We start from the raw sequence: 24980 nt of genomic DNA, 5'->3' as shown, positions 1-24980 counted from the left end.
TAATATCTGCTGATCACTTACCCGCATTTGATTTCATTGCCTTATCAATCACCAAAGGCACTGAAATCAAATCCAAATCATGTGAATACACCACAAATTTCTCGACCCAGCAGGGATCAAATTTTTCCTTAAATTCTTTTAAGCCCTTTGGCTGACGGAAGTAAGGATTATTTTCATATAAAAAACTGATCAAACGTTCAACGAGCCCTTTCTTCTTGTCAAATCCTGAAAAAGGAGCCAGTCCCATATTGAGAAAAGAATAACCTTCCTCTTTGCAATATTCTAAAAAACGGATAATCAATACATCCATATTTCCGCCTGGTGCATCTTGCAATTTCCGGATAAGATCATACGTCGCCTCGTCCGGAGCATAATTAGGAATGATATTCAAAAAGGCCAAAATGCGCCCTTCGTTATCCTCCAAAGTAATTACATGGCTATTTTTAATCTTACCAACGTCAAACATGCCCTGAGAAAAAACACGTTCTGAACGCTTCATGTCTCTCAACCAATGGTCCGATACAACCTGTAATTTCTGAAGCAAACCATTGGATAACGGCGCCCGATATAAATTCGAAACAAAACCTTTCTTTTCAATGCTATTCACCGCATTCCGGAGTGATTTGCGTTTCTTTCCTTCCAGCGAAAAATTATCGACATTGACAATGGCCTCTTCTCCAATCAGAAAAGATTTTTTGCCCAACTGCTTAAAAACCCCCAAATGTCTACCGTCAACGCGGTAATAAGCTGTTTTTAAACTCGATTTGCGACAATAGTGTTCAAATGCATTTATCAGTTCTTTCATGGCATCTTCAGTATCTTCACAAACGGGACCTTCGAGCACCATCGCAAAACCATAACATTTTTTATACGCAATAAAGCCTGTCAGCTCCTTGTTAAAGAAAAGATCTTTATCGCCATAGGTCTTAAAGTAATCGACAGGTGATTTACCATAACGCTCCAAAATGCGCTGCGCGATTTCCATCTGTCCATCCACCTCTTCCTCCGCTAACTGACATGGGTTGACCATCCAGTAGAATAATGCGGAAAGACTGATCACACTAAAAAAATTGATAGAATATAAAAAGTATTGTCCAATGGCAGTCTGCGGCTCTGCGACATCACCATTGAGCAGTACAAAACCGTGTAATGTATTGCTCACTGCATTTACAATGGTGAAGTCCGTATTAAAATGCTTCGCATTCAAGAAATAAAAGCCCGTAATCCCATACAGAAGCACAACCCCAATAAGCCACAAAACCAAGCTGAGATTTAAAGAGCTTAGCCTTCTGTTACTTTGCACAAAGTAATGTTTCGATGAATAGAGTAACATCAGCAACACCAAAAAAGCAAACCAGGCTTCTTCAAAATCCAACCCTTTGGAAAGATTGGCAACAATAGAAAGTGAACATAACGCAACCGCAACATACCAAGCCATACGTAGTCCCTTCAACAAAAAGCCCGAACACATCACCAACAATATACCGAAGAAAAGTACCGCTGCATTTGAAAAATTTAATGCATCATAAGATATAAATTGCTTTAATGCCGTTATACGGCTATGGATAGCCGGCGTCAAGACCGAGATGATATTAATAAGGCCCATCACAAAAATAAAAACAGATGGAAGTATCCGAACAAAGATGTTGTTCTTATTCACAAAGAAACTAATTCCACCCAATGCCAATGGACCCCAAAACTCAAATAAACGATATAACAAGGATATCGAAATCGCCTGTTCTTCGCTGTAGCCAAACTTACACAGAATGACAACCATCGACACCTCGATAAGTCCAACCCCCTTCATCAACGGTGAAAAACAATAGACCAACGTTCCGACTGCATAGGTTACCGTACAAGCCAATAACGATGTTTCAAAGCCTAAAGCAAGCATAGCGATATAGATATGTAAAATCCCGACAAGCTCAATGGCTGTTGCCCAAAGGAGACTTTGCAATACAGCCCAAAAATCTACGCCTTTTTTATGGAGTTCATCCCAGGTACCTGCAACGGAAGGGAAATGACGTACTGTAAAATTGTATGCTCGGCCACCACGGTAAAATGATCTGCAGTACCAGCCAAATCCCAGCAGTAGGACGCTAAAAACAAGCATAATCCCGATGATCTGCATATCAAGACCTGCGATTCCAACAAACAGAAAAACAAAAAGACAGAGGATAAATAAGGACACCAAACTAATGACGGCGTAGATAACAGAAGAAAGGTTGGCGTTTGCATCATCAATTCCCTCCTGATTGACCTCTTTCTTAAAGAAAGCCAGGGAGGTAAATCCACCTACCGGAAGAAAGACACTGATAAAGTTTCTTTTTAGAAATAGGCGGGTAGCCCCACCCAGTGATAGTTTTTGTTGCAAAGACTTAAAACTATAGACATAGACCAGACCTTGCATGGCGATATAAGCCAAAGAAACCACGATCCCGATTGCCACCCAAAATAACGAACTTGACTGGATAAGCCCTACCGACGATGCCAGCTCCTGTCTTTGATTTGCAAAAAAATATACAGCACCCAAAATGACCAATAGGCCCAACAAGGATTTCCAGATCAACATCTTGTTTTTCATCAGCATAATTACCTCTCGAATTGACAAACCCAATTATTTCGTTTTTCTAAACCACTTTTACTAATGACATCATTTCCTCAAAATAGTCCCAATCCAATTTGTCTTTTTTCAAACATCAAAAATCAATACCGATCTTTGCCCGCACACCCCATGGAGATACCCCCGAATTATCCAGGTACGTAAAACGGCGAACCAGATCGACCCGTAAAATTTTAAAGATATTACTCAGCCCAACACTACCTTCTATATAGGCCCCATTATTAAGCGAGAACAGCTGCGGTTCGCGCGGATCCTTGGGCAATTCATCAAAATTTTTTGTGTATCTGTTGGAGGCATCAACAGCGCCATACAACATCTTTACAGAGGCAATCTCCCGGAGATCCAGTTTTTTTAAAAGCGGAACTTTATTCAGAAAAAAACCATTAAATGAATATTGAAGCAATAGTGATGTATATTTATCGCTCATAAATTCCATCGAATTCATCAAATTGTAGGAGTTGAGCTGATACGAATACGTTTGATTTGCCCGATGAATAATCATCAGCGGATAAGGAACCTTTCCAAATTGGATACCCGATTCAAATACGATATCGGCAAAACCAAATTGGGACGCAAAAAATCGCTTATTGGCATTTAATATGAAACGTTGGTAGTTATAATCTCCACCCAATAAACCTTTCACACCAACCTGTGCGGCTAAGGTAAAAATTGGTTGGCCCGTATTGATGATACGTCGATAACGTTTTCCCTGGTATAATTTCTCATGTGGAGCCCAGCGAATCTCTCCGGTGAAAGCAGAAGTCCACAGCTCATTGCCGTTACTTCTTCTAAAAGCGCGACGGTCAAATGTTAAGATACCACCCGGACTAAGGATTTGATTGAAGAACCCCACTTTAAAGGATAAATGGTTTTCAAACTCCTGCCAATATTCGATCTGCCTCCGCTGTAGATAAAACATTTTGTCATTTTCCCCTCTTCTGAATGAAAGCAAAAAATTGTCATTGTCAATAAAATTGAGATCCTGGCCCGGCACCTGCACCTCTTTACTAACCTTAGCGGAGACTAACTTTACCGGAAATTTGTATACCGATTCACCGTTAAGGGAGTAAGTAGCCCCCATATTATATTTCCATTGCCTATCTTTCGTACCATAGGCACCATAACCATCCAGGACCAATGTCTTGCTAAAAATATCCGTCGTGTTGCCCCCAAATTTAAATCGGCTTCCTTCGACAGGGTTAAAACTATAGAATGAAGGTACTGGCCCTATTTCGATAACACCGCGGCCATAATACCCCGACATGATAAAGGAGCCCAATGCCATCAGATTTTTGAAAGATTTTGATTGTTTTAAACTATCGATATTCGTAAAGGCCTGCGCCTCCAGCTTACTCAGTTTCTCAGGTCTCGCAAGATTCCAGTCAATTCCATTCGGATTCTGTGGTCCTGTTCGTGTCAATGCTTTACCATTAACAGCGAGCTGTGTTTCACTGGAAGGTGACCTGCTGGTCACTTTCTCCCCAAACAAACCCATACCATCCTTAAAGATTCCCATGTCTATCGTCAGGACTCCCCTACTCAGAAAAAAACGATGTGCTTGATTTTCCGAATAATTCAAAACAATATTTAACCCCTTCACCCAATTGATATTGGTCGCTTCGTTGATGGTCAGCTCCGCTTGATCTAAGGCATAACTCCCATCTAGGCGGATATAGATGAAGCCTGAAAAAAGTGCATCCTCCCTATTGCGTGGCTCTACGCGTATTTTGGCATGCCAAGGTTTACTATCCTTCAAAGTGTCAACCAGGTAATATTTATAAAACGAAGGTGCCAACGTCGCTATGGGGCTCAAAAACCGTCTATTCCCAATAGAGACATCCGTATCATAGATATTTGTTTCGCCATAGATTTTATCCAGATACTCATCAATACCGTCTTCATCCAGGTACTGATCTACGCGCGACTGATTCTCCCCCAATAAAACAAAGTTATTACCTTTAGCGGCATCCAATTTTCGCTGACCGATTTTTTCATCCATGAATATGGGTACCAGCGATCTCCCCGGATACTTTAGCGTATCCATCCCCTGTTTCAAGAATCCGAAACGTTTGAGTAAGCGGGATTTATCCACCTTTTGATTTTGGATAGACAGGGACATCGATAGCTTCTCATATTCCTGATAGCTACCCGCTGCCCCATTTAGGGCATTATTTTCGTCTCTTTTTTCAATTACTTTACGGATTAAATCGACTGTTGGATTATGTTTATTCGTGTATTTCCTCTTTTTAGGCGCATTCACGACAACTTCATCGAGGCTCTGTTGTTCATCTTCCAAACGGATAATAAGAACCTTCTTGCCCTGTGCGACACTCATCGGGAACAACTGCTTTTTATAGCCAACGGCACTAAATAATAATTCCCAGTTGTCAGGCACGGATGATAGTTGAAAATGCCCCTCTTTATTTGTTGCTACAGATCTGGCCGTGTGGGAAAGCGTTACAGTAACACCTTGAATGGGTTTTGCTGATGAGGTATCGAGGACAATTCCTGTTAATGAAGCTCCTTGTCCAAATAGTCGAGAAGTAAAGAACAGTAAAACCAATAAGAAACGATATTGCATAAAAAAACCTTGCATCTAAATTCAGTAGGATGACAAGGTTTTTATAAAAAAGTCCTAGTGCGATTGCTATCTTAATCGCACAGTATTATAAATCGTCTTAAAATCACGATTATAATTATGCGGTCCAGCCAATACATCGACCTTTAATCCCGCATTACGAAACATTTTCACGAGATCTTCTTCGCCCTCTTTACAAAAAACATAAGTCGAAGGGATTTGCTTTAGCTTCAACACTTCAGCAAGTACCTCATAGCCATTGGCTTTCTGTTTCCAGTTGAGCATTGTCGATACGGTCACCTCAAAGCTCGCGTACTGATCGGGTGATAAATAGGTAACATGCCGGATAGCTTTTTTCAATGGATCCGAAAAATTATTCAGGACAAAGGGCAACACTCCCGCAGAAAATGAATGTCCTATCAAATAAATCTGGTCACAATCCCATTCTTTTCTGAAATGGTCAATATATCGTTCGAATTCCCTGCCCGCTTCTTGTGGTGTTTTCTTTTTCCAGAAATATTTTTTTGCATCGATGACCAAACGAGGATATCCATCGAGCGAAAAGTAAGCTAACAGGCTTTTACTAAAATCATTATAACCGCCATCACCCGTAATAAATACAAGCATTGTTTTTTGTTTGTTATTGGCATCTTTAAGTGGAATAACGTAACTTGGTAGTACTTCTGCGTGTACTGGTTTTAGGGCAAGACTTAGCCAAAAAAATAGCAATAGCAATAATCTATCTGCTTTATAATGTGCAGTGTTCATGTGTATATAATATGTGTAAATATTTGCTTTGAATAATAACAATGCCTGTGACCACCTGGGATGATTCATTAATAAATACGCCGTGAAATCCTTTCCTCTGACACTATTTACCGGTTCTAATGTCCTTTATTGGAATAGATTTACGCACACCGTCCATCACATAAAAAAAACCAAGGGCATTATTCGAAATATTACCCTCGACATTAGCAGGTACTGCAGACAATAAACCTTTCCATTCCGTCTCCTGAAATAGATTATAAATAAAACGGGAGTAACGTGGCGATTCAGAAAACTTAGAGACGATTAAACTATCCTTCAACGATACTTCATAGTTGTAGGTCTTCCCAAGTAAGTTGTTCAGTACGTTGGGCGCGCCCAAACGATAACTATAACTAAAAGGAGATCGAAAAGAAGAGATATCGTCTTCGGAAAAATCCTTCTGCGGCATAATAAGCCATTTATTAGAAGTTCGCATCCCGAACAGATGTTTACTGACTTTTACCCCCCATTTGCCATTCAAGTTATTTTTTTCTACCGGCAGAAAGGCATTTTCAATCGGTATCACGGGTATCAATTGATCCTGTGCTTCATATGATTTCCCATTCAAAGTAATCGTAAGCTGAAATACATTTCCTACGGTGTCCTTGAGGTTGAACAGCTCCCCATAGTAAAGCCCTTCACCCAAATCATTGAATTCAATCGTATTGGGACCATTGGTTACCCGGACGGTGGCTCCGCTAATCCCAATAGTCCCTGAATTAGACTTTAGCCCATCCAATTTCTTTAATTGGATATACTGCTCTTTGTACATGGTATTAATCCCGCCTTCAACAATCATATCGTACGATTGCCCCTCGTCTACAGCTGACTTCTGACAGGAAACCACTAAAAAACAAGCAACTATAATCAATAAGAATCTCATATCAATCAAAATCTCATGGTGTAACTAATTGAGGGAACCCGCCCGGAAAAGGATGTTTTCTGAATTGCCAAATTCCCATTGCTATCTTCGGAGAAACTATAATAAAGTGGATTGCGCTGATCAAATATATTATATAATCCAAAATTCAAGGTGTGTCTTCTCCCTCGCTCTCGCTGCCTTATCGTTTCCAAATCTACCGAGCAATTTAGATCAAAACGACTAAACGTAGGCATGCGATGGGAATTACGGCTTGAATACACTGGAACATATATCCCCTCATATTCCATAAATCCTATTGGATAGGTTAAAGGTCTCCCTGTATGAATCGTATAAAAAGCACTGAGATGCACCGACCTCCCCAAATCGTAGGACAAGTTGCTCTTAAGCACATGTGGAATATCGAAATTGGCGGCATACTCTTTTCCTTTATTGATGCCGTTGATCTTCCGAAAAGATCTGGACCAACTATAGAAAATACTGCCCGAAAACTCACCGATACGCTGATTGACGGATAATTCCAGTCCATAGGCGCGCCCCTTTCCTTGGCGCAGCTGTGTTTCGATAAATGGGTTGAGTATTAGCTGCGCATGATCGATCAATTCGACCTGATTGCCCATTCTCTTCCAATACCCTTCCAGTCCAATATTTCCACGATACAATAATCTGTTGATACGAAAAGAAATCGCGTCAACATATTGTGGTTTAATATTTAATCCCGCCGGTACCCATGCTTCCAACGAGGAAAAAGCAAGTTCATCGTTCTGTAACAACTGCAAATACTGATAGCTCCGATTATAAGCCAGTCTGAAAGCGTAATCATTGCCCATTTTATATTGCAAAGACAGGCGTGGCTCTAAACCATAATACGATTTTTTCTTGTCGGCATCGTTCGACAACGGCTTATACGAGCTGCCATCCAATAAATAATAGCGTCCAAAGGAAGCATTAAAAAAGGCATTCGCCCGCATTCCCGCAACAATCCGGAAGGCGGAATCAATCTTCCAGTTAAACGAAACATAACCCGTATAATCATAGGCCTGGGCCCTAAAGATATTATCCTCCGTATTTGAATTTACCGGTGATATCTCCCCGGGATTAAAACGATGTAAGGTTCCCTGGAGACCAAAATCCAAGGTGCGATCCAATCCCATAAAATACGTAAAATCGGATTTCAAACTAAAGTCACGTATCCGTGTCAACCAGATCTGATTGTCACTCGATTCGGGTTTACTGACATCCAATTTATTATGATAATCACTGAATATGGCCGAAAGGTTCATAAATAATCGGTCACTATGCACATGGTTCCACCGCAAAGTAGAAGTCCAATTACCCCAACGATTGGTATTCTTATTCGGTGAAATAACTTTATCTTGCCCATAATAACCCGAAAGATAAACCCGATTTTTCTCGTCAAATGTATAGTTGAACTTCACGTTATAGTCACTGTATTTACCTTTGACATTAAACAACCGATAATCTGTATTAAAAGCATTTAATATACTTCCCCGTGCAGTGGCAATGAAAGCACCTTTTCCTTTTTTTATAAATGGCCCCTCAGCACCAACCCGAGCAATCAAAAGACTTGATCCACCAAAAACATGAAAAGCATTGGCATCGCCGTCTCTGGTACTCATATCCATAATGGAAGAAAGACGTCCCCCTAGATTTGCAGGGATAGCATCCTTATAAAACTGTGTATTCTTCAAGATATCCGAATTAAACACCGAGGTTAAACCGAATAGATGCGATGGATTATAAACAACAGCTTCATCGAGCAAAATAAGATTCTGATCTTTACCGCTTCCCCTTACAAAAAGATTACTGCCACCTTCTGTTAATCCGTTAATCCCATTTTGCATCTGTAATACCTTCATGATATCAGCCTCGCCTTTATAAAAAGCATTTCTTCGTGTTTGGGTCCAATTGATCTTATCGGTGAAACTTCCCATGTGCTGCGCTGTCAAGGAAGAATCAACATTAACCACCACCTCACTCAAGTTGAAATCTACCGGAGCAAGCTTAATGACCAGGTAATTATTTTCTAACGCAGCATTTAAAGAGACCACCCTTGTTTTATAGCCCAGATAACTCACATAACAACTGTATTCGCCCCGTGGTAATGTCAGTGAGTAAAACCCATATTTATTACTTAAACTACTTTTGTTTTTCTCCGCGATCAACAAAGTGGCACCAATCAGGTTTTCACCGCTCAGACTGTCCACCACACGTCCTTTTATGGTAAAAGTTTTATCTTCCTCATAGAAGATCAGCGCTCTATTGATAATTGTAAATCCAACATTGGAATCTTTCAGCAAATAATTAAGGACTTCTTCCAAACTGGACTTGTCGAACGAACGACTATAGATGATGTCCTTGTTAAAAATCTGCTCATCATAGGACATGGATATATCGTATGTTTTATGAATTTCGGTAAGTATCTGAATGATCTGTTTGTTGTGCGTGTCAATTGAGATCCGTAATTCAGCAGGGGAGCTCTGTCCCATGGCTTTCGAACATACAACCATAACTAACCCGCAGAAAAAGAGCAGACGATACAGGATCCTATCTTTCATATCAGCAACGCGAAGAGTCTATTCGTAGATACTATATCCCTTTTTACCAGTTTTCCATTTCACGTTTAAGGTTTTGGAAAGAATCTGAACGATCTCATTGAGCGTCTGCCCATCAAAATACATGCTGAGCTTCCGTGCTTTTAAACTATCTCCAACGACAGTTATATTCGCCCGAAAGTGCTTTTCCAAATCTGAGCAGATACTATCCAACCGAACATTTGAGTAGCTCAGCTTTTGCGCTACGTCAGTATCATTGTCTACCGACAGATCAATTTTAGATAAAGACGCTGTTTGTCTTTTATAAAGGCCCTTTTGATTTTTCTGTAAAACAAGTTCTTCCGCATGGTCTCCTTTTCCACTGCTTAAAGCCACTATCCCCTCCTTAACAAGTACTTCGACATCATCTTTTAGTAGGTTGACTTCAAAGGTAGTGCCGATATCACGTACATAATTATGTTCAAGATCAACCACAAAGGAGCTTCCTGTTTGATGTTTGACATCGAATAGCGCTTTTCCCTTTTTGAGCTCGACAGTTCTTTGCTGTGGAAATGTCCTTTTGTTGAACATCGCTTCAGCTCCGGCCTGTAGTGTGATGATCGAACCATCGGGAAGTAGGGTAGGCTGCTGAGCTACTGATCCATATAATCGGATTTCATTGCCCATCCAACGGTCAAAGTTCAGGTAAGCGGCAAAACCGACCACGAACAATACGGCTGCAGCCACAAATTTCATCCAGGGTTTCCAGATTGTTCGTACCGCTTTCGCGATCTCCGGTTTTTGATGATCCCCTGTTTTATCCAACTGATTTTTAAATTTTTCCCATTGGCTACCAGTATCTACTTTTTTATAGCGTTCCAGTACTATAAGGTCGTCAGCTATACTTCTAACGTCGTGGTATAGCTCGTGGTTCTCTACATCCTCCGAAATCCAACGCCCAAGCAACACTCCTTCCCTTTCGGAAATAGTCCCATCCAGCTCTTTCTGAATCAAGTCATAAGGAATAAATCTTGAAGTATTGTTTTCTTCCATAACTATAAGATAATAAACTGGACAAAAAGTCCCAATGAAAAAAATAAAAAGCCAATGAGAAGCAACAGAAAAGTTTTTTGCTTGGCCAAAGCGACCCGAATTTTATCGTAAGCAATGGTCAGATGATTTTTAACCGTTTTTATGGAGATTCCCAATTGATCTGCGATTTCCTGTTGTTTCATCTTATCGTACTTACTCATAAGAACGATTTTTCGACACTGCGGCGGCAGTCCTTCCAGTATACTTTCGATCATCAACAACTTGGATTCGTAAAGTGCGGCACGATCAGTTTCATCTTCATCATCGGTCAGATCCAATTCCTTGCTATAATCGTTATTCCGTTCCAATAAACGTTGATTCTTTTTGAGGTAGGTAAGCGAAAGGTTAATAACGCTGCGAGATAGGTAAGCTCCCAGTGATTGACTAATAGCCAACTTGCCTGCATTTTCCCATAACATCATAAATACGTCGTTGGTGAGCTCTTCAGCGATGGCCTCCTCGCGCACGTACCGAAAAGACAAGCTATACAATTTACGGAAATGGCTCTTATAAATAGCTTCAAAAGCATCGCGATCTTTTTGGACTATCTTCTTAAGCAGGTCAACGTCATTTGACATAGGACTTCGGTAAAGCTAATAATAAACGTATGTAAAAATAATCAAATTCCATGGAGATTTTATGCATCTAGTTAATTTACAACTTAATGAGTCACCAAAACTGTTTAACGTAGAAACAAACAATAACGCGACTCAATTAAGTGAATTTTAAATAAATTTTCTATTTTTACAAAAAATCACAAAAACATGTTAAAAAACCACTTTTTTATAAGTTTAATTTTATTTATTTTCATTTCATGTGCCAAAGAAAAAATAAATCCGCACAATTAACACCAGAAAAAGAAAAAGAATATTTACTGGAAGCGGCAAGTAAAACCTATAGTAGCCCTTCGCTCTCTGCAGGGAATAATGGGCAAGCTGAACTAGATAATAAGTATAATTTACTTTTCAAAAATAAGTTTAACGCCACTACAGTAGCAATCTGGGAAAACCGATCTACCGCTGTCGCCCTGATAGGTTATCCAAAAGATAATATTGAACATTATAGGATTATCGGAGAACCTAAATATTAAAACATGTTTTTAATATTAGAGAAACAAAAGCATGTTTACACGCTAATTTTAACAGCTATTTTTATAGTTTACATAAAAACATCAAATTTAATTTTACAATCATGAGATCATTTTTTTTATTCACTGTAATCGGTCTTTTCTTTATTTCTTGCAAAAAAGATCAACCTGAAGTTAATCCTGATGACAATACAAAAGCAAAACTCATGTTGAGCGACAGTATTTCGTATACAATTGACGGCGTAAAATATGCTTCTAATGATCTATATACTAATGGCTACAGTAATAAGCAAATTAACATCAAACCCTATAATCAGGAATTGCCGAATAGACATTTTGCCTATAACACAGGTAATACCTGGTGGTATGGCGAAAAAGATTCTTTGCTCGTTGAATATAATTATGCATTTCTTGGCGAAGCAAATGTGACAATTGGTTTTACTAAAAAATACAATATCGCGAAATTGCAAGAAGGAGCAACAGTGTATCAACCTATCAATGGATTTCAATTAGCAACAGGACCACAACAATTTATCACAGACTATGCCCGTGAAAATAAAACTTCAGGTGTATTTTTAAGTATCTCTCCCCAAACGGAAGAAGCTATGTTTTCGTACATTCCCAATAGATCCATGACAAAACCTGTCCAATTGAATAATAATATCCAGGATGACGCTACGTTTACGATTTTGAAGTTTGAAAAGCTCGATAGGGGATTTTATTTACTGGAAGCCGAGTTTGAACTCAACGGATATACGGAAAAGAATAAAAAATATCGTATCAAAGATGGTTATGTACGATTAGTTAGCCAATTTAAACACTTTTAATGTAGAAGAATCTGCATCAACTAGCATTGTTTTACAAGGCAATGCTAGTTGATGCAGATTTTCACTACCTTCGTCTTATGGCGAATCAATTGCAATTTGAAAATTCACCCTACCTTAAACAGCACGCACACAATCCCATAGATTGGATGCCCTGGGGACCGGAAGCTTTAAAAAAAGCAAAGGACGAAAATAAACTCATCATTGTAAGCATTGGCTACTCGGCCTGCCACTGGTGTCATGTGATGGAGCGTGAAAGTTTTGAAAACTCAGCCATCGCCCAAACCATGAATACGTTTTTTGTATCCATCAAAATCGACCGTGAAGAACGCCCCGATATCGATCAAGTTTATATGCTTGCGGTGCAGCTGATGACCAATGCCGGCGGCTGGCCCTTGAATTGTATCTGCCTACCCGATGGAAGACCAATTTATGGTGGCACCTATTTCAAACCGCACGACTGGCAGAATATCTTATTGCAAATTGCACAAATGTGGACGGAGAAACCCGAAGTCGCGTTTGACTATGCCGAAAAGCTGAACAACGGCATCCAACGTGCCGAGAAGCTCCCTATCAATCCCATCCCTGATCAATACACGATCGACGACTTAAATGAAATTGTGGCCCCTTGGACCGAGATGTTCGATAAAAAAGACGGTGGTTATCAAAAAGCACCCAAATTTCCGCTACCTAACAATTGGTTGTTCTTGCTTAAATATGCGGTGCTTGCCGACAATCAGGAAGTCCTGGATCATGTTCATTTGACGTTGAAAAAAATTGGATCAGGAGGTATCTACGACCAGATCGGTGGTGGCTTTGCCCGTTATTCGGTTGACCATTATTGGCATATTCCCCACTTCGAAAAAATGCTCTACGACAACGGGCAATTACTATCCCTTTATGCCGAAGCTTATCAACAAAGTCAAGATCCATTCTATAAGCGGATTATCGAGGAAACGATTGACTGGGCCGAGCGTGAAATGCTTGCGCCGAACCATGGTTTCTATAGCGCTTTAGATGCAGATAGCGAAGGTATTGAAGGAAAATACTATTCCTTCTCAAAAGCTGAATTTGACGAGGTATTGGGCGATGATGCTGCCCTCCTTGGCCAATATTTTAACATCACCGAAGCAGGGAACTGGACGGAAGAGAAAACTAACATCCCAATTTGCGCCATTAATGCAGACCAGTTAGCCGTAAAGGTCAATATGTCAGCTGACGAATGGGCAGATTTTCTAAAAATTTCAAAGAAAAAATTATACAACTATCGTGAACAACGGATCCGTCCGGGACTCGACCATAAGCAGCTGACCACCTGGAATGCTTTATTTCTAAAAGGACTAATAGATGCTTATCACAGTCTTGGGAACAGCCATTTTCTCGAACTCGCTTTAAACAATGCCCAGTTTATCTGTACACACCTTATTCAAGACGACCTCCAGTTATTGCACCAACCAAAAGATAACAACAGAGCGATCGCAGGCTTCCTGGATGACTATGCATTCACTATTGAAGCCTTTATAGCCTTATATGAAGCGACATTTGACCTCAATTGGCTCACAAAAGCAAGACAGCTTGCCGATGAGGCCATTGCATTGTTTTACGATGGATCACAAAAAACATTCTACTATACGTCGACAGCGGCGGAGGAACTTATCGCACGGAAAAGCGAAATTATGGATAACGTAATCCCGTCCTCTTCCTCGACAATGGTTCGCCAATTGAAACGATTAGGTTTACTTTTTGACGATGAAAATTACATCGCCATTACAGACCAATTGCTAGCGAATGTATTCCCCCAAATCAAGACTTATGGTTCGGCCTATTCAAATTGGGCAATATTATTGCTAGAAGAAATATATGGAATCAATGAAATTGCATTGACGGGGGATAAAGCGATGGCTTTAAAAAAAGAACTCGACCAATATTATATTCCTAATAAAATTGTTCTTGGCGGTACGGAAGAAAATCTTCCATTGCTAGAACATAGAGTCGGAAAGGAGACAAAAGCATATCTTTGTAAAAACAAGACCTGCAGTCTACCACAGGATTCAATACAAGCGTTAATAAATTATATTTAATAAACGGTAGCCTCGGCTTCCAAAAATCAAAATCAGATGGCTATAAAAGCAAACGACGTCGTAGCATTGACGTACAGACTTCACACAGTAGAAAACGGTGAAAAAGTTTTCGTTGAAGAAACAACTGCAGAACAACCTTTAGATTTCTTATATGGTGTAGGTATGATGTTACCTAAATTTGAAGAAAACATCGCAGACTTAAACGTTGGTGATAAGATTTCATTTGAATTGGCACCGGATGATGCTTACGGTCAAAAAGACGACAGAGCATTCGCACAATTGCCAGTAGATATGTTCAAAGAAACAGGTTTACCTCCAGTAGGAGAAGTATTGCCTTTACAAGACAATCAAGGAAACCAATTCCGCGCTGTAGTAGCTGAGGTTACTCCAGAAGTAGTTGTTGCTGACTTAAACCACCCAATGGCTGGTAAAACATTAAATTTCGATATTGAAATCTTAACTGTACGTCCTGCTACTGAAGAAGAGTTGTCTCACGGACACTCGCATGGTGTAGACGGTACGCAAGGTCACTAATCCTGACTCAAGATACTAAAAAACAAAGCCGGATGTCAGATGACACCCGGCTTTGTTTTTTGCTTATTTAAAAACCGTATCTTGTTTTTAAACACACGAACGATGCTAACATTTGCGGAAAAAGTAGTTTTATTCAATAAACATCTTCATTATCAGGGAAGTCTTCCCCCAGCATTCAATGTAATTAACCCCTACCTTGACAACCCCGAAACATTGGTCGTGATGGAACAGTTCTACCACAAATATTACAATGATAACCTAACAAGAAAATTCATTATTGGTATTAATCCGAGCAGACACGGGGCAGGTGTAACGGGAGTTCCTTTTACGGATACCAAAAGACTAGCTAGCGCATGTGGCATACAAATGCATTCTGCATATACCCATGAAATATCTTCGGTGTTCATGTACGATATGATCGAAGCCTATGGTGGCCCCGATATTTTCTACAAACAATTTTATATCAATTCACCCTTTCCCCTGGCGATTGTCCGAGAAACGAAACCCAACAATTGGATCAATGCAAACTACTATGATGATAAAACACTTTTCGACATGGTCAGCCCTTTTATGCTTGATTCATTGAAACAACACATCGCTATGGGCTTAGCGACGGAGGAGGTCTTTGTGCTCGGAAAGAAATATGCAACCTTTCTCGCTAAGATCAACAAAGAAGAAAAGTTGTTTGGAAAAATGACCGTCCTAGACCACCCACGCTATATACAACAATATAAATCCAAAGACAAACTGCACTACATCGATAATTACATCAGCGTGCTGAGCATAGACTAGGTTATCACACATGTAAACTCTAAACAAAAATTTAGAAAAGCATAAAATAATTTGTATCTATATTCCGAACAAATTAAATATTATAATATACATTTTGAAAATTAAAAGATATAAATGCATATATTAACAGAACGAAGTCCGAGTTAACCAACCGATTTGACAATCCGTTTGAGTCGCTTCGAATCAATTTCCGCCCTTATTCGTATCAGGAAGCAGATAGATGCATGCCCCGACCATACTGTTACCTCCTCATTTCCGGGTTTGACTCGGACTCACCACGGACTCATGCTGCTTGCAGTATGCTAGCAATCCGACGCTATGACGAATGTTTTCCAAAGAAGATTGGAATAAATTTCAAATCAAACATATCATTCCGTAGCGAATGAAATACGTTTTCATTATGAGTTTAATAATTGGCATTTGACAACGATTGCCATATTTAAAATCAGAGGCAAAGCCCAATTTTAAATCTATTAAAAACAAACAACTATTTGTTTTTCAGCAATTTAAATACATATATTTACGATATGGCAACGATAGAAAATGGAAATCTGAAAGGCTTAGTTGGGAACGTGGTCTTTCGACAATCGAATGAAAAAACAATTGTCCAGACGAAAGTAGGACGGAAACCAAAACAAACCAAAGGGACAAAAGCCGCCTCCGTAAGCTTTGGAGTGAGCAGTGCGATTGGCGCTTACATACGACGGACGATGGCAGAAGTACACATGGGTTTTTATGATAGCAATATGCACAATCGCTTAGTAACTCAGTTGCAGCGAGTGAACGGCCCTAGCGGACATATATCCAAAGAAAAATCTATACGCAGCAATAAGATAAACCGTTTGGTCAATTTTCAATTCAATGAAAAATGCCATATGCAGGACTTTATGCATTTCGATCCACAGATCCAATTATTGGACAATAAGCAACTTACAATCCAGTTTCCAAAATTTGATAAACAAAAGGACATACGGCAGCCAAAAAATTGCGACCTGCTCATCTTTAACCTCTTTATTGTCATGCTCAACTTTGAGCAGCAACAATATATTCATGTCCATAGCCCCCAGATCCCCATCAACCTGCATACGGGACCCAAAATGGTTGAATTAGAACAGCTATCATTTGATGTAAACTATAAAGATGCAACAACCGTACTTGTTGGTATGAACATCGAATATTATGGATTTCATCGCCATAAACATCTGTTATTAAATAACAAAAGCTTTCATCCAGCTGCAATAGTCGGTGCGTTTATTAATTAAGATGTGCAACTCTCAAAAGCTGATGTTATCACAATGCCTAATAAAATCGATTGGATACTAAAACTATATTACCCATTGAATAGCAGACGCTATACAAGCCACAGCCGTAGCAATCTTAGCATTATTGGTTTCTACAAGCTTTCTAAAGCGTGGACCTGTATAGAGCAAGTTATACTCTATTTCAATTTCTTTCGTCATGTATGTTGACCCGTAAGATTAACTCTTTCCGATGCTATTATATAAGACAACCGCTACAACTTTGTGGCACGCAGCATTTCCCGCTTGCCTGGTGCTCCGGGAGCCTTTTCTATCGAAAATCCCAATGTTTTCATACTGCGTTTGAGGTTCCCGGTAATCGCATAAGTCACAAAAACACCACCCGGTTTAACAAACTGTGCAATATGCCCCAAGGCAGCATCATTCCACATCTCAGGCTGATGCACAGCAGCAAAGGCATCAAAATAAACGACGTTAAATAAGCGGTCCGATTGAAAATTCATCAACAGGGTATGATCAATATGAAGTTTTAATTGTTCGTTAATCTGCACGTTTCCCGTCAAAGCCAGCTCGTATGCATTCAAATAACTTGTCCAAACAGTTGGGTGTACCGTCGCATCATAGCCCGTTGCAGCAATAGTAGACAAAGGCAGGGGAAATCCTTCAATTCCGACGTATTCCACCTGAAAAGATTTATCCCTAAGAAAGTTGGCTGTTTGTAGAAAATTCAAACCGGTACCAAAGCCAACCTCCAAGATACCAACGTCGGCGGCTCCTGTCGTTTGTACGTAGTGGTCAAGCCCTGTCTTTATAAAAACATGCCTACTTTCCTGTACCGCACCGTGTTTCGAATGATAACATTCTCCTATTTCAGCATTAAACAAAGTTTTCGAACCATCTCCTGTCGTTACAAATTCCATTTTTATACAAATACGTTAAGTTCTAATTTTTACACATGGAGTCCAAACAAAGAAACGATGCCAAAACGAATGGCCTACTCCCTGCCCATGATGCATATCTTGCTACTGTCCAAAGATAAAAAAGCCAATGCCCGTATCAAAATCCTCACGGTTTTAGCAAGCCCGACCATCTATCAGCGTAGACTAAAGGTGATGTCAACCAATTGACCAGTACATCGACTTCCAAATGAAAAAGCATATCAATACCGAGCGTATAGTAGGCATGGGTACCGCTATAAAGAAATGCTTTCAATAAAAAAAGTCCAGTCGACAAAAAGCGGATTTTTTCAGTAAGAAAAAACAAAAATGAACAAACACGCATAAATTCAGCTCGTTTTAATAGACCTATTCGAGAAAAACAGTATTTTAGCAATCTAAATAAGAAACATTCACAAAACCTAATGGAATATCCAAACCTAACAAGCGCAAGCAATACAACAGCATTGGATATTCTCCATATGACCAAATTACAAAAACAATATAAGCAGTTCTTCCATGCGAATGAACTCCTTCTAAATAACTAATCATACACCTATGAAATACGCTACAAAAACTTTTGTGCAGAACTACGGCAGTATCTTACTTCTACTCCTAGGAATCAGTATTGGAAGTTTGATCGGCATCTTTTTTCCTCCTATCGTCAACAATCTTAAACCGATCGGCGACATTTTTCTAAACCTCCTCTTTGTCAGCGTCATACCCTTGGTATTCTTTGCCATATCCTCATCTGTTGCCAATATCGATGGCGACAGTGTGCTGGGAAGGATCATCGGCATGATGTCATTCGTATTTGTATTGGGTATTGTTGTCGCCGGAGTATCAAGCATCTGCTTCCTTTACCTCTTTCCAGTCGATGCTCCCCTGCCTATCGAACAAGCAACTCAGATCGTGGAAACGGTTGCCCATGATTCTTGGGGTGAAAAAATGGTCCGCTTTTTAACCGTTAGCGAATTTTCGAGTTTATTATCACGTCAAAATATGCTGGCCTTTGTCATCTTTTCGTTCCTCGTTGGCATTGCTACGCGCAAGTCTGGAACATCTGCAGAGACCTTCCGTAAATTTATAAACTCGGGCAATGTAGTGATGGGAAATCTGCTCGTGATGGTCATGAACCTCGCTCCCATTGGTTTGGGAGCATATTTTGCCTATCAGGTTGGAACATTAGGCCCTCAGCTCTTCGGTTTTTATGCCAAACCTATCGGGCTATATTACTTTTTCGGAATCTTCTATTTTTTCACGGTTTTCAGTTTATTCGCTTTTTTAGCATTCGGGCTTAAGGGGGTCAAACGCTATTGGCAAAACAACATATTACCTTCCTTAACTGCATTGAGCAGCTGCAGCAGCCTTGCCACCATGCCAGCAAACTTACTTGCGGCCAAACAAATTGGAATCCCCGACAGCGTCGCTAGTGTCGTCATTCCCCTAGGCACGACATTGCACAAGCATGGTTCTGCAATCGCCTGTATCTTTAAAATTTATGTTGCGCTTTTATTAAGTGGAAAGGAATTTTTTGATCCGTCGAATCTAATTATGGCGGTAGGAATTACTTTATTGGTCAGTATTGTGGCCGGCGGCATTCCTAATGGTGGCTATATTGGAGAAATGCTGATTATATCGGTTTATCAGATGCCAACCGAGGTGATCCCGTCCATTATGATTATCGCAACCCTGGTCGATCCCCTCGCAACAATGCTCAATGCTACTGGAGACACCGTAGCCGCTATGCTCACCAGCAGATTGATCGGGCAAAAACTGGCCGATCCTATTCCCGAAAATCCAGGCTAAACAGGCTACAAACGGCAAGCATTTCAAGGATAGCGGATCAACGGAGACTCTACCAATGCGCAGCGGATCAATATGGGTCATATCTATGGCTGGCAGATCAAAAACGGTAGGCAAAAAACAGCTCGCCATATTGATGCCGATGAAACACCGATTTGAGCTCTTTCGAATTGAATATATAATTGATACCGTAATTGATCTTGTGATTCGACCAGTTGAAACCTATGCGGTGACTAAGCATCCAAGGCTGAATAGTGTATAGCTTGCCTATGGGATCATTTTGACCTCTCCCTCCTTCTACGGTTGCGCTGTAAAAAATACGGGACATACTTGGTTGATAGATAAAATACCATTCTTTATCATTATCTGCTCTACCTTGTGTCAAATGCCCATGTGTAAGGGTCGATGCCTGATAGGATTTCAGCTTCCCCAACCGAAACGGGGCCGCAATCCCCAGATTGGTATTATTTAGTCCAATAGTCCCTTCACCGATAATTCCCACATCAAATTGCTGGTTTTGACTGCGATATAGTCCTTTTTTATAGGTTGCACTTAAATCAATACCGAAGGAATTTCCAAGCTGCGTATCCCAACCTGTTGCCTCATACATACCAAATAGATGATGGATAAACTTCTGGGCTTCTTCACCGTAGGATTTAGGACCGATCTGCGCCAATTCGGTCTTGAACTCAATGACCTGATCCTGCGGTAAAAATCGCGTTACCCCAGCACTAAAATAAAGGTAACCTGCAAACGGTCTATCGTATTTTTTTTCCTGCCGTCTATAGTCAATAATACTGATACCGTTATAAATACGCTGGCCTATTTCAAAATCCAATACCGTATTTGAAGACTGTTTATCCAGTTTCCCCGGCAACGCAATCCTATAGTTTATATTGATACCGTTTGTATAATAGCGGTCTTGACCGGTCAGGAGATATACGTCATTGTCATTTTGAACAGCAATTTCCTGATTACGGAATTTCACCTGTCCAAAAACAAAAAAACAGGGAACTATAACAGCCCAAAAGAGGCCTAAAAATCGCAAAGCAACACTCATATTAACAGGAAATTGTAAAATTCATGCGATATCATTAGAACCAAAACAGCAAATTTCACTTCAAATTATTCAAAAGCATTCGAATCTAGCTTATTTTTCCAATTAATTCAAACTATTTAGAATAGATATAAATAATATGGAAAAGTTGCATTATTCCTTTCTTAGCGAATCTATTTGTAATTTTGCATTCGATTAGGTGTCAAATGTAAACAATTTGGGATTTTAGCGCGCATAACGTTGTCAGGTTTGGGTAATAATCTTTCGAAAAAAACAGAAAGATATCGGACAGATCGGAACAGCCATTAACTGGTAAAAAAACAAACCGAGTGAAACGAGCTCATTGATACGACGAGTTCAGACACTTATAAATAAGTAAATACAAATGAAAAAAAGTTCAATTATTCTAATCGCTATCATTGCTGTCGCAATTGCCATGATACTTGTTATCTATACCGATTCAAGTACGTATTCGACATTTACCGAAGCTAAAGAAAAGAAAACCGAACTATATGTGGTAGGTCAATTGAATAAAGACAAAGCACTTCACTATGATCCCAAAACTGACGCCAACAAATTTTCGTTTTTCATGCGTGACAACGATGGTACAGAATGTGAAGTGATTTTTAGAGGTGCCAAACCTCAAGATATTGAACGTTCAGAGCAGATTGTATTGACAGGAAAAATGGACGGGAATGTGTTTAGGGCAAGTAAGATATTGATGAAATGTCCGTCGAAATATAACGATAAATCGGTCGTCACCGAGATCAATGCTACTGCTTTCAATAATTAATTCGTAAAATCAATTTTCAATGGACGTTAATTACGTTGGTGAGCACCTGCTGCCAGGGCAGATCGGACAATTTTTCATTGTACTTTCTTTTGGTGCTGCACTTCTATCTTGTATCAGTTACTTTTTTGCAACAAAATACCCTGAAGAGCATTCATGGAAAAAAATTGCACGTATTGCCTTCTGGGTTAATGCAGCCTCCGTCGTAGCGATTGGTGCAACTTTATTTTATATTATATACAATCACCTTTTTGAATATAATTATGCCTGGGCGCACTCGTCCAAGACACTCCCTACCTACTACATCATTTCCAGTTTTTGGGAAGGTCAGGAGGGTAGTTTTTGGCTTTGGATGTTCTGGCAAACGGTATTAGGCGCTGTTTTGCTCTTTAAAGCAAAAAGCTGGGAATCGTCTGTTATGACTTTCGTCATGTTATGTCAAGCATTTTTAGCATCCATGATTATTGGTGTGGAAATCTTCGGTCTGCGGATCGGTAGCTCTCCTTTTATCTTATTGCGTGAAGCAATGGATATTCCAATCTTTAGAGAAGCAAATTATCTTTCACTAATCACCGACGGTAATGGTTTGAACCCTTTACTTCAAAATTACTGGATGGTGATTCACCCACCGACACTTTTCCTTGGCTTTGCGTCGATGATTGTTCCTTTTGCTTATGCAACAGGTGCTCTTTGGACCAAACGTTACAAAGAATGGATCAATGCAGCACTTCCTTGGGCTTTATTTGCCGTGATGATTTTAGGCGCAGGTATTATCATGGGCTCATTCTGGGCTTACGAAGCACTTAACTTCGGTGGATTCTGGGCATGGGATCCGGTAGAAAATGCATCTATTATTCCTTGGTTTACCTTGATTGCCGCTGTTCACGTCATGATTGCTTACAAGAATTCAGGCCACTCCTACTTCACCGCTACTTTTTTGGCGATGATCAGCTTTGTGCTTGTGATCTACGCATCTTACCTGACACGTAGTGGCGTCCTCGGAGAGACTTCGGTACACTCCTTTACCGACCTGGGCATGAGCGGACAATTGATCTTATTCAATGTTGTCTTTTTGGTTATCATGGTGGTCTTTCTTACCGTCAAAAAGAAAGAGATGCCCATCACAGAAAAGGATGAGGATATCTATTCAAGAGAATTCTGGATGTTTATTGGCGCCTTGGTATTGACTGTTGCCTGTGCACAGATCATTGCTTCAACATCAATTCCAGTGTTCAACAAGATCTTTGGCACCAAGGTAGCTCCGCCTTTGGATCCGATCCAACATTATAACAAATGGCAATCGGGTTTTGCCGTCATCGTGATGATTTTAACCGGATTTACGCAATTCTTAAAATACAAACGTACCGATAGCCGCAAGTTTTTGGCTTCCACTGTAGCATCCTTGGTTGTGTCTTTAATCCTAACGGCTGCTGTAGTCTATTTTACGAAGACGTATACCAACTTGATCTACATTTTGATCACCTTCGCAAGTATTTTCTGTATTCTGGCAAATATCCGCGTATTGGGTGACGCTGTCAAAGGTAAATGGAAACTGGCTGGTTCTTCGGTAGCCCATATCGGTTTTGGTTTATTACTTATCGGTGCCATGGTGGCCGCGGCAACCAACGAAGTCATCTCTGTCAACAACACGGGTTACATCGCTGTATCGGGATTCGACAAAGTAGAAAAGCCTGGCGACAACTTATTCCTGACCGAGGGTGAACCTGTACAAATGGGTGAATACAAAATTACCTATATCGGCGATAGCATTGTTGCTCCAAATACGTTCTATAAAATCAAATACGAGCGGATCGACGAAGAAACAGGCAAAGTGAAGGAGCATTTTGTGCTGCAACCTTTTGCACAAAACAACGCGAAAATGGGGGGGTTGATTGGTACTCCAGCCACCAAACATTATGTTACGCATGACGTATATACACTGATTACAGCGGCCGCAGCTGAAAGTCAAGCAACACACGCCAAAGTTCCTGCTGAAGATAAAACTGGTTTTGAGGACTACGAGGAGCCGGCAACATATCAGGTAAATATTGGCGATACCTTACGCTACCGCAATGGATATTACGTCATTGAAGGCTTAAACAAAGAGGCCCACCTAGAGAAAATTCCAAAGGGACCCAGTGATGTCATGGTTGGATTGAAAATAAAAGTATTTTCGGCCGACAACAAACAGTATGAGGTACAACCGATTTACTTAATTAAAGACGGTGGTGTTTACGACTTCAACAAGGATGTTACCGAGCAAGGACTTAAATTCAGATTTACGGGAATTAAACCTGACAAGGATAAACTGGAAATCATGGTTTATCAAAAGCCACTTCCAGAAAAGAAATGGGTGGTATTTAAAGCCATTAAATTCCCATACATCAACTTTTTCTGGTGTGGAACAATTGTCATGACCATCGGTTTTATCATGTCCATTGTGAGAAGAAATAAAGAAGAGAAACGAAAAGCACTTAAATAATGAATATTGTGATCTTAGGAAGCGGTAATGCCGCGACCCATTTTGGACAACAGTTTCAAAAAACAGGACAGCATATCGTTCAGATCTACAGTAAAACAAAAGCCAATGCAGACGCATTGGCTTTTGCGCTTCATTGCACAGCAACTGACCTACTGTCTGAACTCGACCTCCATGCCGATCTCTACCTTATTGCTGTTTCGGATCAAGCTATTTTACCGCTGGTAGAAGCGCTACCGAAGGATTTAACAGGCATTGTTGTCCACTGTTCAGGAGCAACCGATCTTGCTGCCCTGGCTGGATTTAAAAACACGGGCGTCATCTATCCACCACAATCGTTATCCAAAAATAAAGCAGTGGATTTCTCGACGGTTCCACTTTGCATTGAAGGTAACACAGATGAAAATAGTGCCGCGCTACTTCAGCTTGCACAGACATTTGCACCGCAGAGTATCTATTGTAACTCACCGCAACGCTTAGCCATTCACCTAGCCTCGGTCATGGTCAATAATTTCTCCAATATCCTCTATCAGATGGCTTATGAGTTACTGGAAGAAAACAACTTATCCTTTGATTTAATCAAACCAATTATCCTGGAGACGGCAGAAAAAGTGCAAAATAATATTCCGATAACAGTTCAGACAGGACCAGCGATCCGACAGGATGTATCGACAATGCAAAAACATTTGCAATTTATTAGCAATAAACCAGATTTACAGCAAATCTATCAACTTTTGTCGCAGGAGATTACTAAAAGAAAATAGTTTGTTAGAAACGGTTATAAACTTATCAAAACTTACT

Annotated in this window: 21 protein-coding genes; 12 read left to right on the top strand and 9 right to left on the bottom strand. The window is 40.1% G+C overall.

Going from position 1 to position 24980, the window contains the following annotated elements; translation table 11 throughout:
- Positions 1–13: 13 nt before the first annotated feature.
- From BGP15_RS10575 to BGP15_RS10545, 7 genes are all read right to left on the bottom strand, one after another.
- Positions 14–2584 carry a flippase-like domain-containing protein gene (locus BGP15_RS10575; RefSeq protein ID WP_286769475.1) on the bottom strand — a complete coding sequence of 857 codons (2571 nt, stop codon included), beginning with the start codon at positions 2582–2584 and terminating at the stop codon, positions 14–16.
- A gap of 115 nt (positions 2585–2699) precedes the next feature.
- A complete protein-coding gene (locus BGP15_RS10570; protein WP_286769474.1) occupies positions 2700–5219 on the bottom strand; it encodes a DUF5686 and carboxypeptidase-like regulatory domain-containing protein in 2520 nt (839 codons plus the stop codon).
- Between the two features lie 51 nt (positions 5220–5270).
- Complete coding sequence (locus tag BGP15_RS10565; RefSeq protein WP_175441942.1) at positions 5271–5969, bottom strand: AcvB/VirJ family lysyl-phosphatidylglycerol hydrolase; 699 nt, start codon at positions 5967–5969, stop codon at positions 5271–5273.
- Between the two features lie 103 nt (positions 5970–6072).
- Positions 6073–6891, bottom strand: coding sequence for a DUF4249 family protein (locus BGP15_RS10560; protein WP_046672782.1), 819 nt, complete (start codon positions 6889–6891; stop codon positions 6073–6075).
- Positions 6892–6896: 5 nt separating this feature from the next.
- Positions 6897–9467, bottom strand: a complete 2571-nt coding sequence (locus BGP15_RS10555; RefSeq protein ID WP_286769473.1) for a TonB-dependent receptor — start codon at positions 9465–9467, stop codon at positions 6897–6899.
- Between the two features lie 18 nt (positions 9468–9485).
- Positions 9486–10496, bottom strand: coding sequence for a FecR family protein (locus tag BGP15_RS10550; RefSeq protein ID WP_286769472.1), 1011 nt, complete (start codon positions 10494–10496; stop codon positions 9486–9488).
- A 2-nt stretch (positions 10497–10498) separates the two neighbouring features.
- Positions 10499–11113, bottom strand: coding sequence for an RNA polymerase sigma factor (locus tag BGP15_RS10545; RefSeq protein ID WP_112374885.1), 615 nt, complete (start codon positions 11111–11113; stop codon positions 10499–10501).
- 236 nt (positions 11114–11349) lie between these two features.
- Between BGP15_RS10545 and BGP15_RS10540 the strand changes: the two genes are divergently transcribed.
- From BGP15_RS10540 to BGP15_RS10515, 6 genes are all read left to right on the top strand, one after another.
- Positions 11350–11625, top strand: a complete 276-nt coding sequence (locus BGP15_RS10540; protein WP_286769471.1) for a hypothetical protein — start codon at positions 11350–11352, stop codon at positions 11623–11625.
- 101 nt (positions 11626–11726) lie between these two features.
- Positions 11727–12449: a hypothetical protein gene (locus BGP15_RS10535; RefSeq protein WP_286769470.1), complete on the top strand. Its 723-nt coding sequence runs from the start codon at positions 11727–11729 to the stop codon at positions 12447–12449.
- A 77-nt stretch (positions 12450–12526) separates the two neighbouring features.
- Positions 12527–14527: a thioredoxin domain-containing protein gene (locus tag BGP15_RS10530; protein WP_286769469.1), complete on the top strand. Its 2001-nt coding sequence runs from the start codon at positions 12527–12529 to the stop codon at positions 14525–14527.
- 36 nt (positions 14528–14563) lie between these two features.
- Positions 14564–15061 (top strand): FKBP-type peptidyl-prolyl cis-trans isomerase, encoded by a 498-nt coding sequence (locus BGP15_RS10525; protein ID WP_046672788.1) that lies wholly within the window; start codon positions 14564–14566, stop codon positions 15059–15061.
- A 102-nt stretch (positions 15062–15163) separates the two neighbouring features.
- On the top strand, positions 15164–15853 hold the full coding sequence (locus BGP15_RS10520; RefSeq protein WP_286769468.1) for an SMUG2 DNA glycosylase family protein: 690 nt from the start codon (positions 15164–15166) through the stop codon (positions 15851–15853).
- 527 nt (positions 15854–16380) lie between these two features.
- The gene (locus tag BGP15_RS10515; RefSeq protein WP_286769467.1) at positions 16381–17115 is read left to right on the top strand and encodes a hypothetical protein; all 735 of its coding nucleotides are present in this window, start codon (positions 16381–16383) and stop codon (positions 17113–17115) included.
- Positions 17116–17366: 251 nt separating this feature from the next.
- On the opposite strand, the gene mnmC2 is transcribed toward BGP15_RS10515, so the two are convergent.
- Complete coding sequence (gene mnmC2, locus BGP15_RS10510; protein ID WP_286769466.1) at positions 17367–18032, bottom strand: tRNA (5-methylaminomethyl-2-thiouridine)(34)-methyltransferase MnmC2; 666 nt, start codon at positions 18030–18032, stop codon at positions 17367–17369.
- 57 nt (positions 18033–18089) lie between these two features.
- On the opposite strand from mnmC2, the gene BGP15_RS10505 reads away from it, so the two are divergent.
- The 3 genes from BGP15_RS10505 to BGP15_RS10495 all read left to right on the top strand — a co-directional run bounded on the left by BGP15_RS10505 (position 18090) and on the right by BGP15_RS10495 (position 19856).
- A complete protein-coding gene (locus BGP15_RS10505) occupies positions 18090–18239 on the top strand; it encodes a hypothetical protein (RefSeq protein ID WP_286752629.1) in 150 nt (49 codons plus the stop codon).
- A 233-nt stretch (positions 18240–18472) separates the two neighbouring features.
- Positions 18473–18595: a hypothetical protein gene (locus BGP15_RS10500; RefSeq protein ID WP_286769465.1), complete on the top strand. Its 123-nt coding sequence runs from the start codon at positions 18473–18475 to the stop codon at positions 18593–18595.
- Positions 18596–18605: 10 nt separating this feature from the next.
- Positions 18606–19856, top strand: coding sequence for a dicarboxylate/amino acid:cation symporter (locus tag BGP15_RS10495; RefSeq protein WP_286752630.1), 1251 nt, complete (start codon positions 18606–18608; stop codon positions 19854–19856).
- Between the two features lie 97 nt (positions 19857–19953).
- Here the strand turns inward: BGP15_RS10495 and BGP15_RS10490 are convergent, their stop codons facing one another.
- Positions 19954–20913: a lipid A deacylase LpxR family protein gene (locus BGP15_RS10490; protein WP_286769464.1), complete on the bottom strand. Its 960-nt coding sequence runs from the start codon at positions 20911–20913 to the stop codon at positions 19954–19956.
- A gap of 382 nt (positions 20914–21295) precedes the next feature.
- Between BGP15_RS10490 and BGP15_RS10485 the strand changes: the two genes are divergently transcribed.
- Genes BGP15_RS10485 through BGP15_RS10475 form a run of 3 tightly spaced genes read left to right on the top strand, consistent with a single transcriptional unit; the run spans position 21296 to position 24943 of the window.
- Positions 21296–21703, top strand: a complete 408-nt coding sequence (locus BGP15_RS10485; RefSeq protein WP_046672794.1) for a cytochrome c maturation protein CcmE domain-containing protein — start codon at positions 21296–21298, stop codon at positions 21701–21703.
- A 19-nt stretch (positions 21704–21722) separates the two neighbouring features.
- Positions 21723–24182 (top strand): heme lyase CcmF/NrfE family subunit, encoded by a 2460-nt coding sequence (locus BGP15_RS10480; RefSeq protein ID WP_286752632.1) that lies wholly within the window; start codon positions 21723–21725, stop codon positions 24180–24182.
- The gene (locus BGP15_RS10475; RefSeq protein ID WP_286752633.1) at positions 24182–24943 is read left to right on the top strand and encodes a Rossmann-like and DUF2520 domain-containing protein; all 762 of its coding nucleotides are present in this window, start codon (positions 24182–24184) and stop codon (positions 24941–24943) included. Before BGP15_RS10480 ends, BGP15_RS10475 begins: the two co-directional genes overlap by 1 nt.
- Positions 24944–24980: the final 37 nt, after the last annotated feature.

Origin of the sequence: Sphingobacterium sp. 40-24, from assembly GCF_001899705.1 — a bacterium.
GTDB lineage: Bacteria > Bacteroidota > Bacteroidia > Sphingobacteriales > Sphingobacteriaceae > Sphingobacterium > Sphingobacterium multivorum.
This window is presented reverse-complemented; position numbering and strand designations above follow the sequence as displayed.

Excerpts from the sequence above, each read along its gene's own strand:
- BGP15_RS10495 (WP_286752630.1), top strand. The coding sequence starts at position 18,606 with ATGAAATACGCTACAAAAACTTTTGTGCAGAACTACGGCAGTATCTTA.
- BGP15_RS10515 (WP_286769467.1), top strand. The coding sequence starts at position 16,381 with ATGGCAACGATAGAAAATGGAAATCTGAAAGGCTTAGTTGGGAACGTG.
- BGP15_RS10535 (WP_286769470.1), top strand. The coding sequence starts at position 11,727 with ATGAGATCATTTTTTTTATTCACTGTAATCGGTCTTTTCTTTATTTCT.
- BGP15_RS10490 (WP_286769464.1), bottom strand. The coding sequence starts at position 20,913 with ATGAGTGTTGCTTTGCGATTTTTAGGCCTCTTTTGGGCTGTTATAGTT.
- BGP15_RS10520 (WP_286769468.1), top strand. The coding sequence starts at position 15,164 with ATGCTAACATTTGCGGAAAAAGTAGTTTTATTCAATAAACATCTTCAT.
- BGP15_RS10565 (WP_175441942.1), bottom strand. The coding sequence starts at position 5,969 with ATGAACACTGCACATTATAAAGCAGATAGATTATTGCTATTGCTATTT.
- BGP15_RS10500 (WP_286769465.1), top strand. The coding sequence starts at position 18,473 with ATGGAATATCCAAACCTAACAAGCGCAAGCAATACAACAGCATTGGAT.
- BGP15_RS10540 (WP_286769471.1), top strand. The coding sequence starts at position 11,350 with ATGTGCCAAAGAAAAAATAAATCCGCACAATTAACACCAGAAAAAGAA.
- BGP15_RS10480 (WP_286752632.1), top strand. The coding sequence starts at position 21,723 with ATGGACGTTAATTACGTTGGTGAGCACCTGCTGCCAGGGCAGATCGGA.
- BGP15_RS10525 (WP_046672788.1), top strand. The coding sequence starts at position 14,564 with ATGGCTATAAAAGCAAACGACGTCGTAGCATTGACGTACAGACTTCAC.
- BGP15_RS10475 (WP_286752633.1), top strand. The coding sequence starts at position 24,182 with ATGAATATTGTGATCTTAGGAAGCGGTAATGCCGCGACCCATTTTGGA.
- BGP15_RS10560 (WP_046672782.1), bottom strand. The coding sequence starts at position 6,891 with ATGAGATTCTTATTGATTATAGTTGCTTGTTTTTTAGTGGTTTCCTGT.
- BGP15_RS10485 (WP_046672794.1), top strand. The coding sequence starts at position 21,296 with ATGAAAAAAAGTTCAATTATTCTAATCGCTATCATTGCTGTCGCAATT.
- BGP15_RS10530 (WP_286769469.1), top strand. The coding sequence starts at position 12,527 with ATGGCGAATCAATTGCAATTTGAAAATTCACCCTACCTTAAACAGCAC.
- BGP15_RS10545 (WP_112374885.1), bottom strand. The coding sequence starts at position 11,113 with ATGTCAAATGACGTTGACCTGCTTAAGAAGATAGTCCAAAAAGATCGC.
- BGP15_RS10505 (WP_286752629.1), top strand. The coding sequence starts at position 18,090 with ATGCCAAAACGAATGGCCTACTCCCTGCCCATGATGCATATCTTGCTA.
- mnmC2 (WP_286769466.1), bottom strand. The coding sequence starts at position 18,032 with ATGGAATTTGTAACGACAGGAGATGGTTCGAAAACTTTGTTTAATGCT.
- BGP15_RS10555 (WP_286769473.1), bottom strand. The coding sequence starts at position 9,467 with ATGAAAGATAGGATCCTGTATCGTCTGCTCTTTTTCTGCGGGTTAGTT.
- BGP15_RS10550 (WP_286769472.1), bottom strand. The coding sequence starts at position 10,496 with ATGGAAGAAAACAATACTTCAAGATTTATTCCTTATGACTTGATTCAG.
- BGP15_RS10575 (WP_286769475.1), bottom strand. The coding sequence starts at position 2,584 with ATGAAAAACAAGATGTTGATCTGGAAATCCTTGTTGGGCCTATTGGTC.
- BGP15_RS10570 (WP_286769474.1), bottom strand. The coding sequence starts at position 5,219 with ATGCAAGGTTTTTTTATGCAATATCGTTTCTTATTGGTTTTACTGTTC.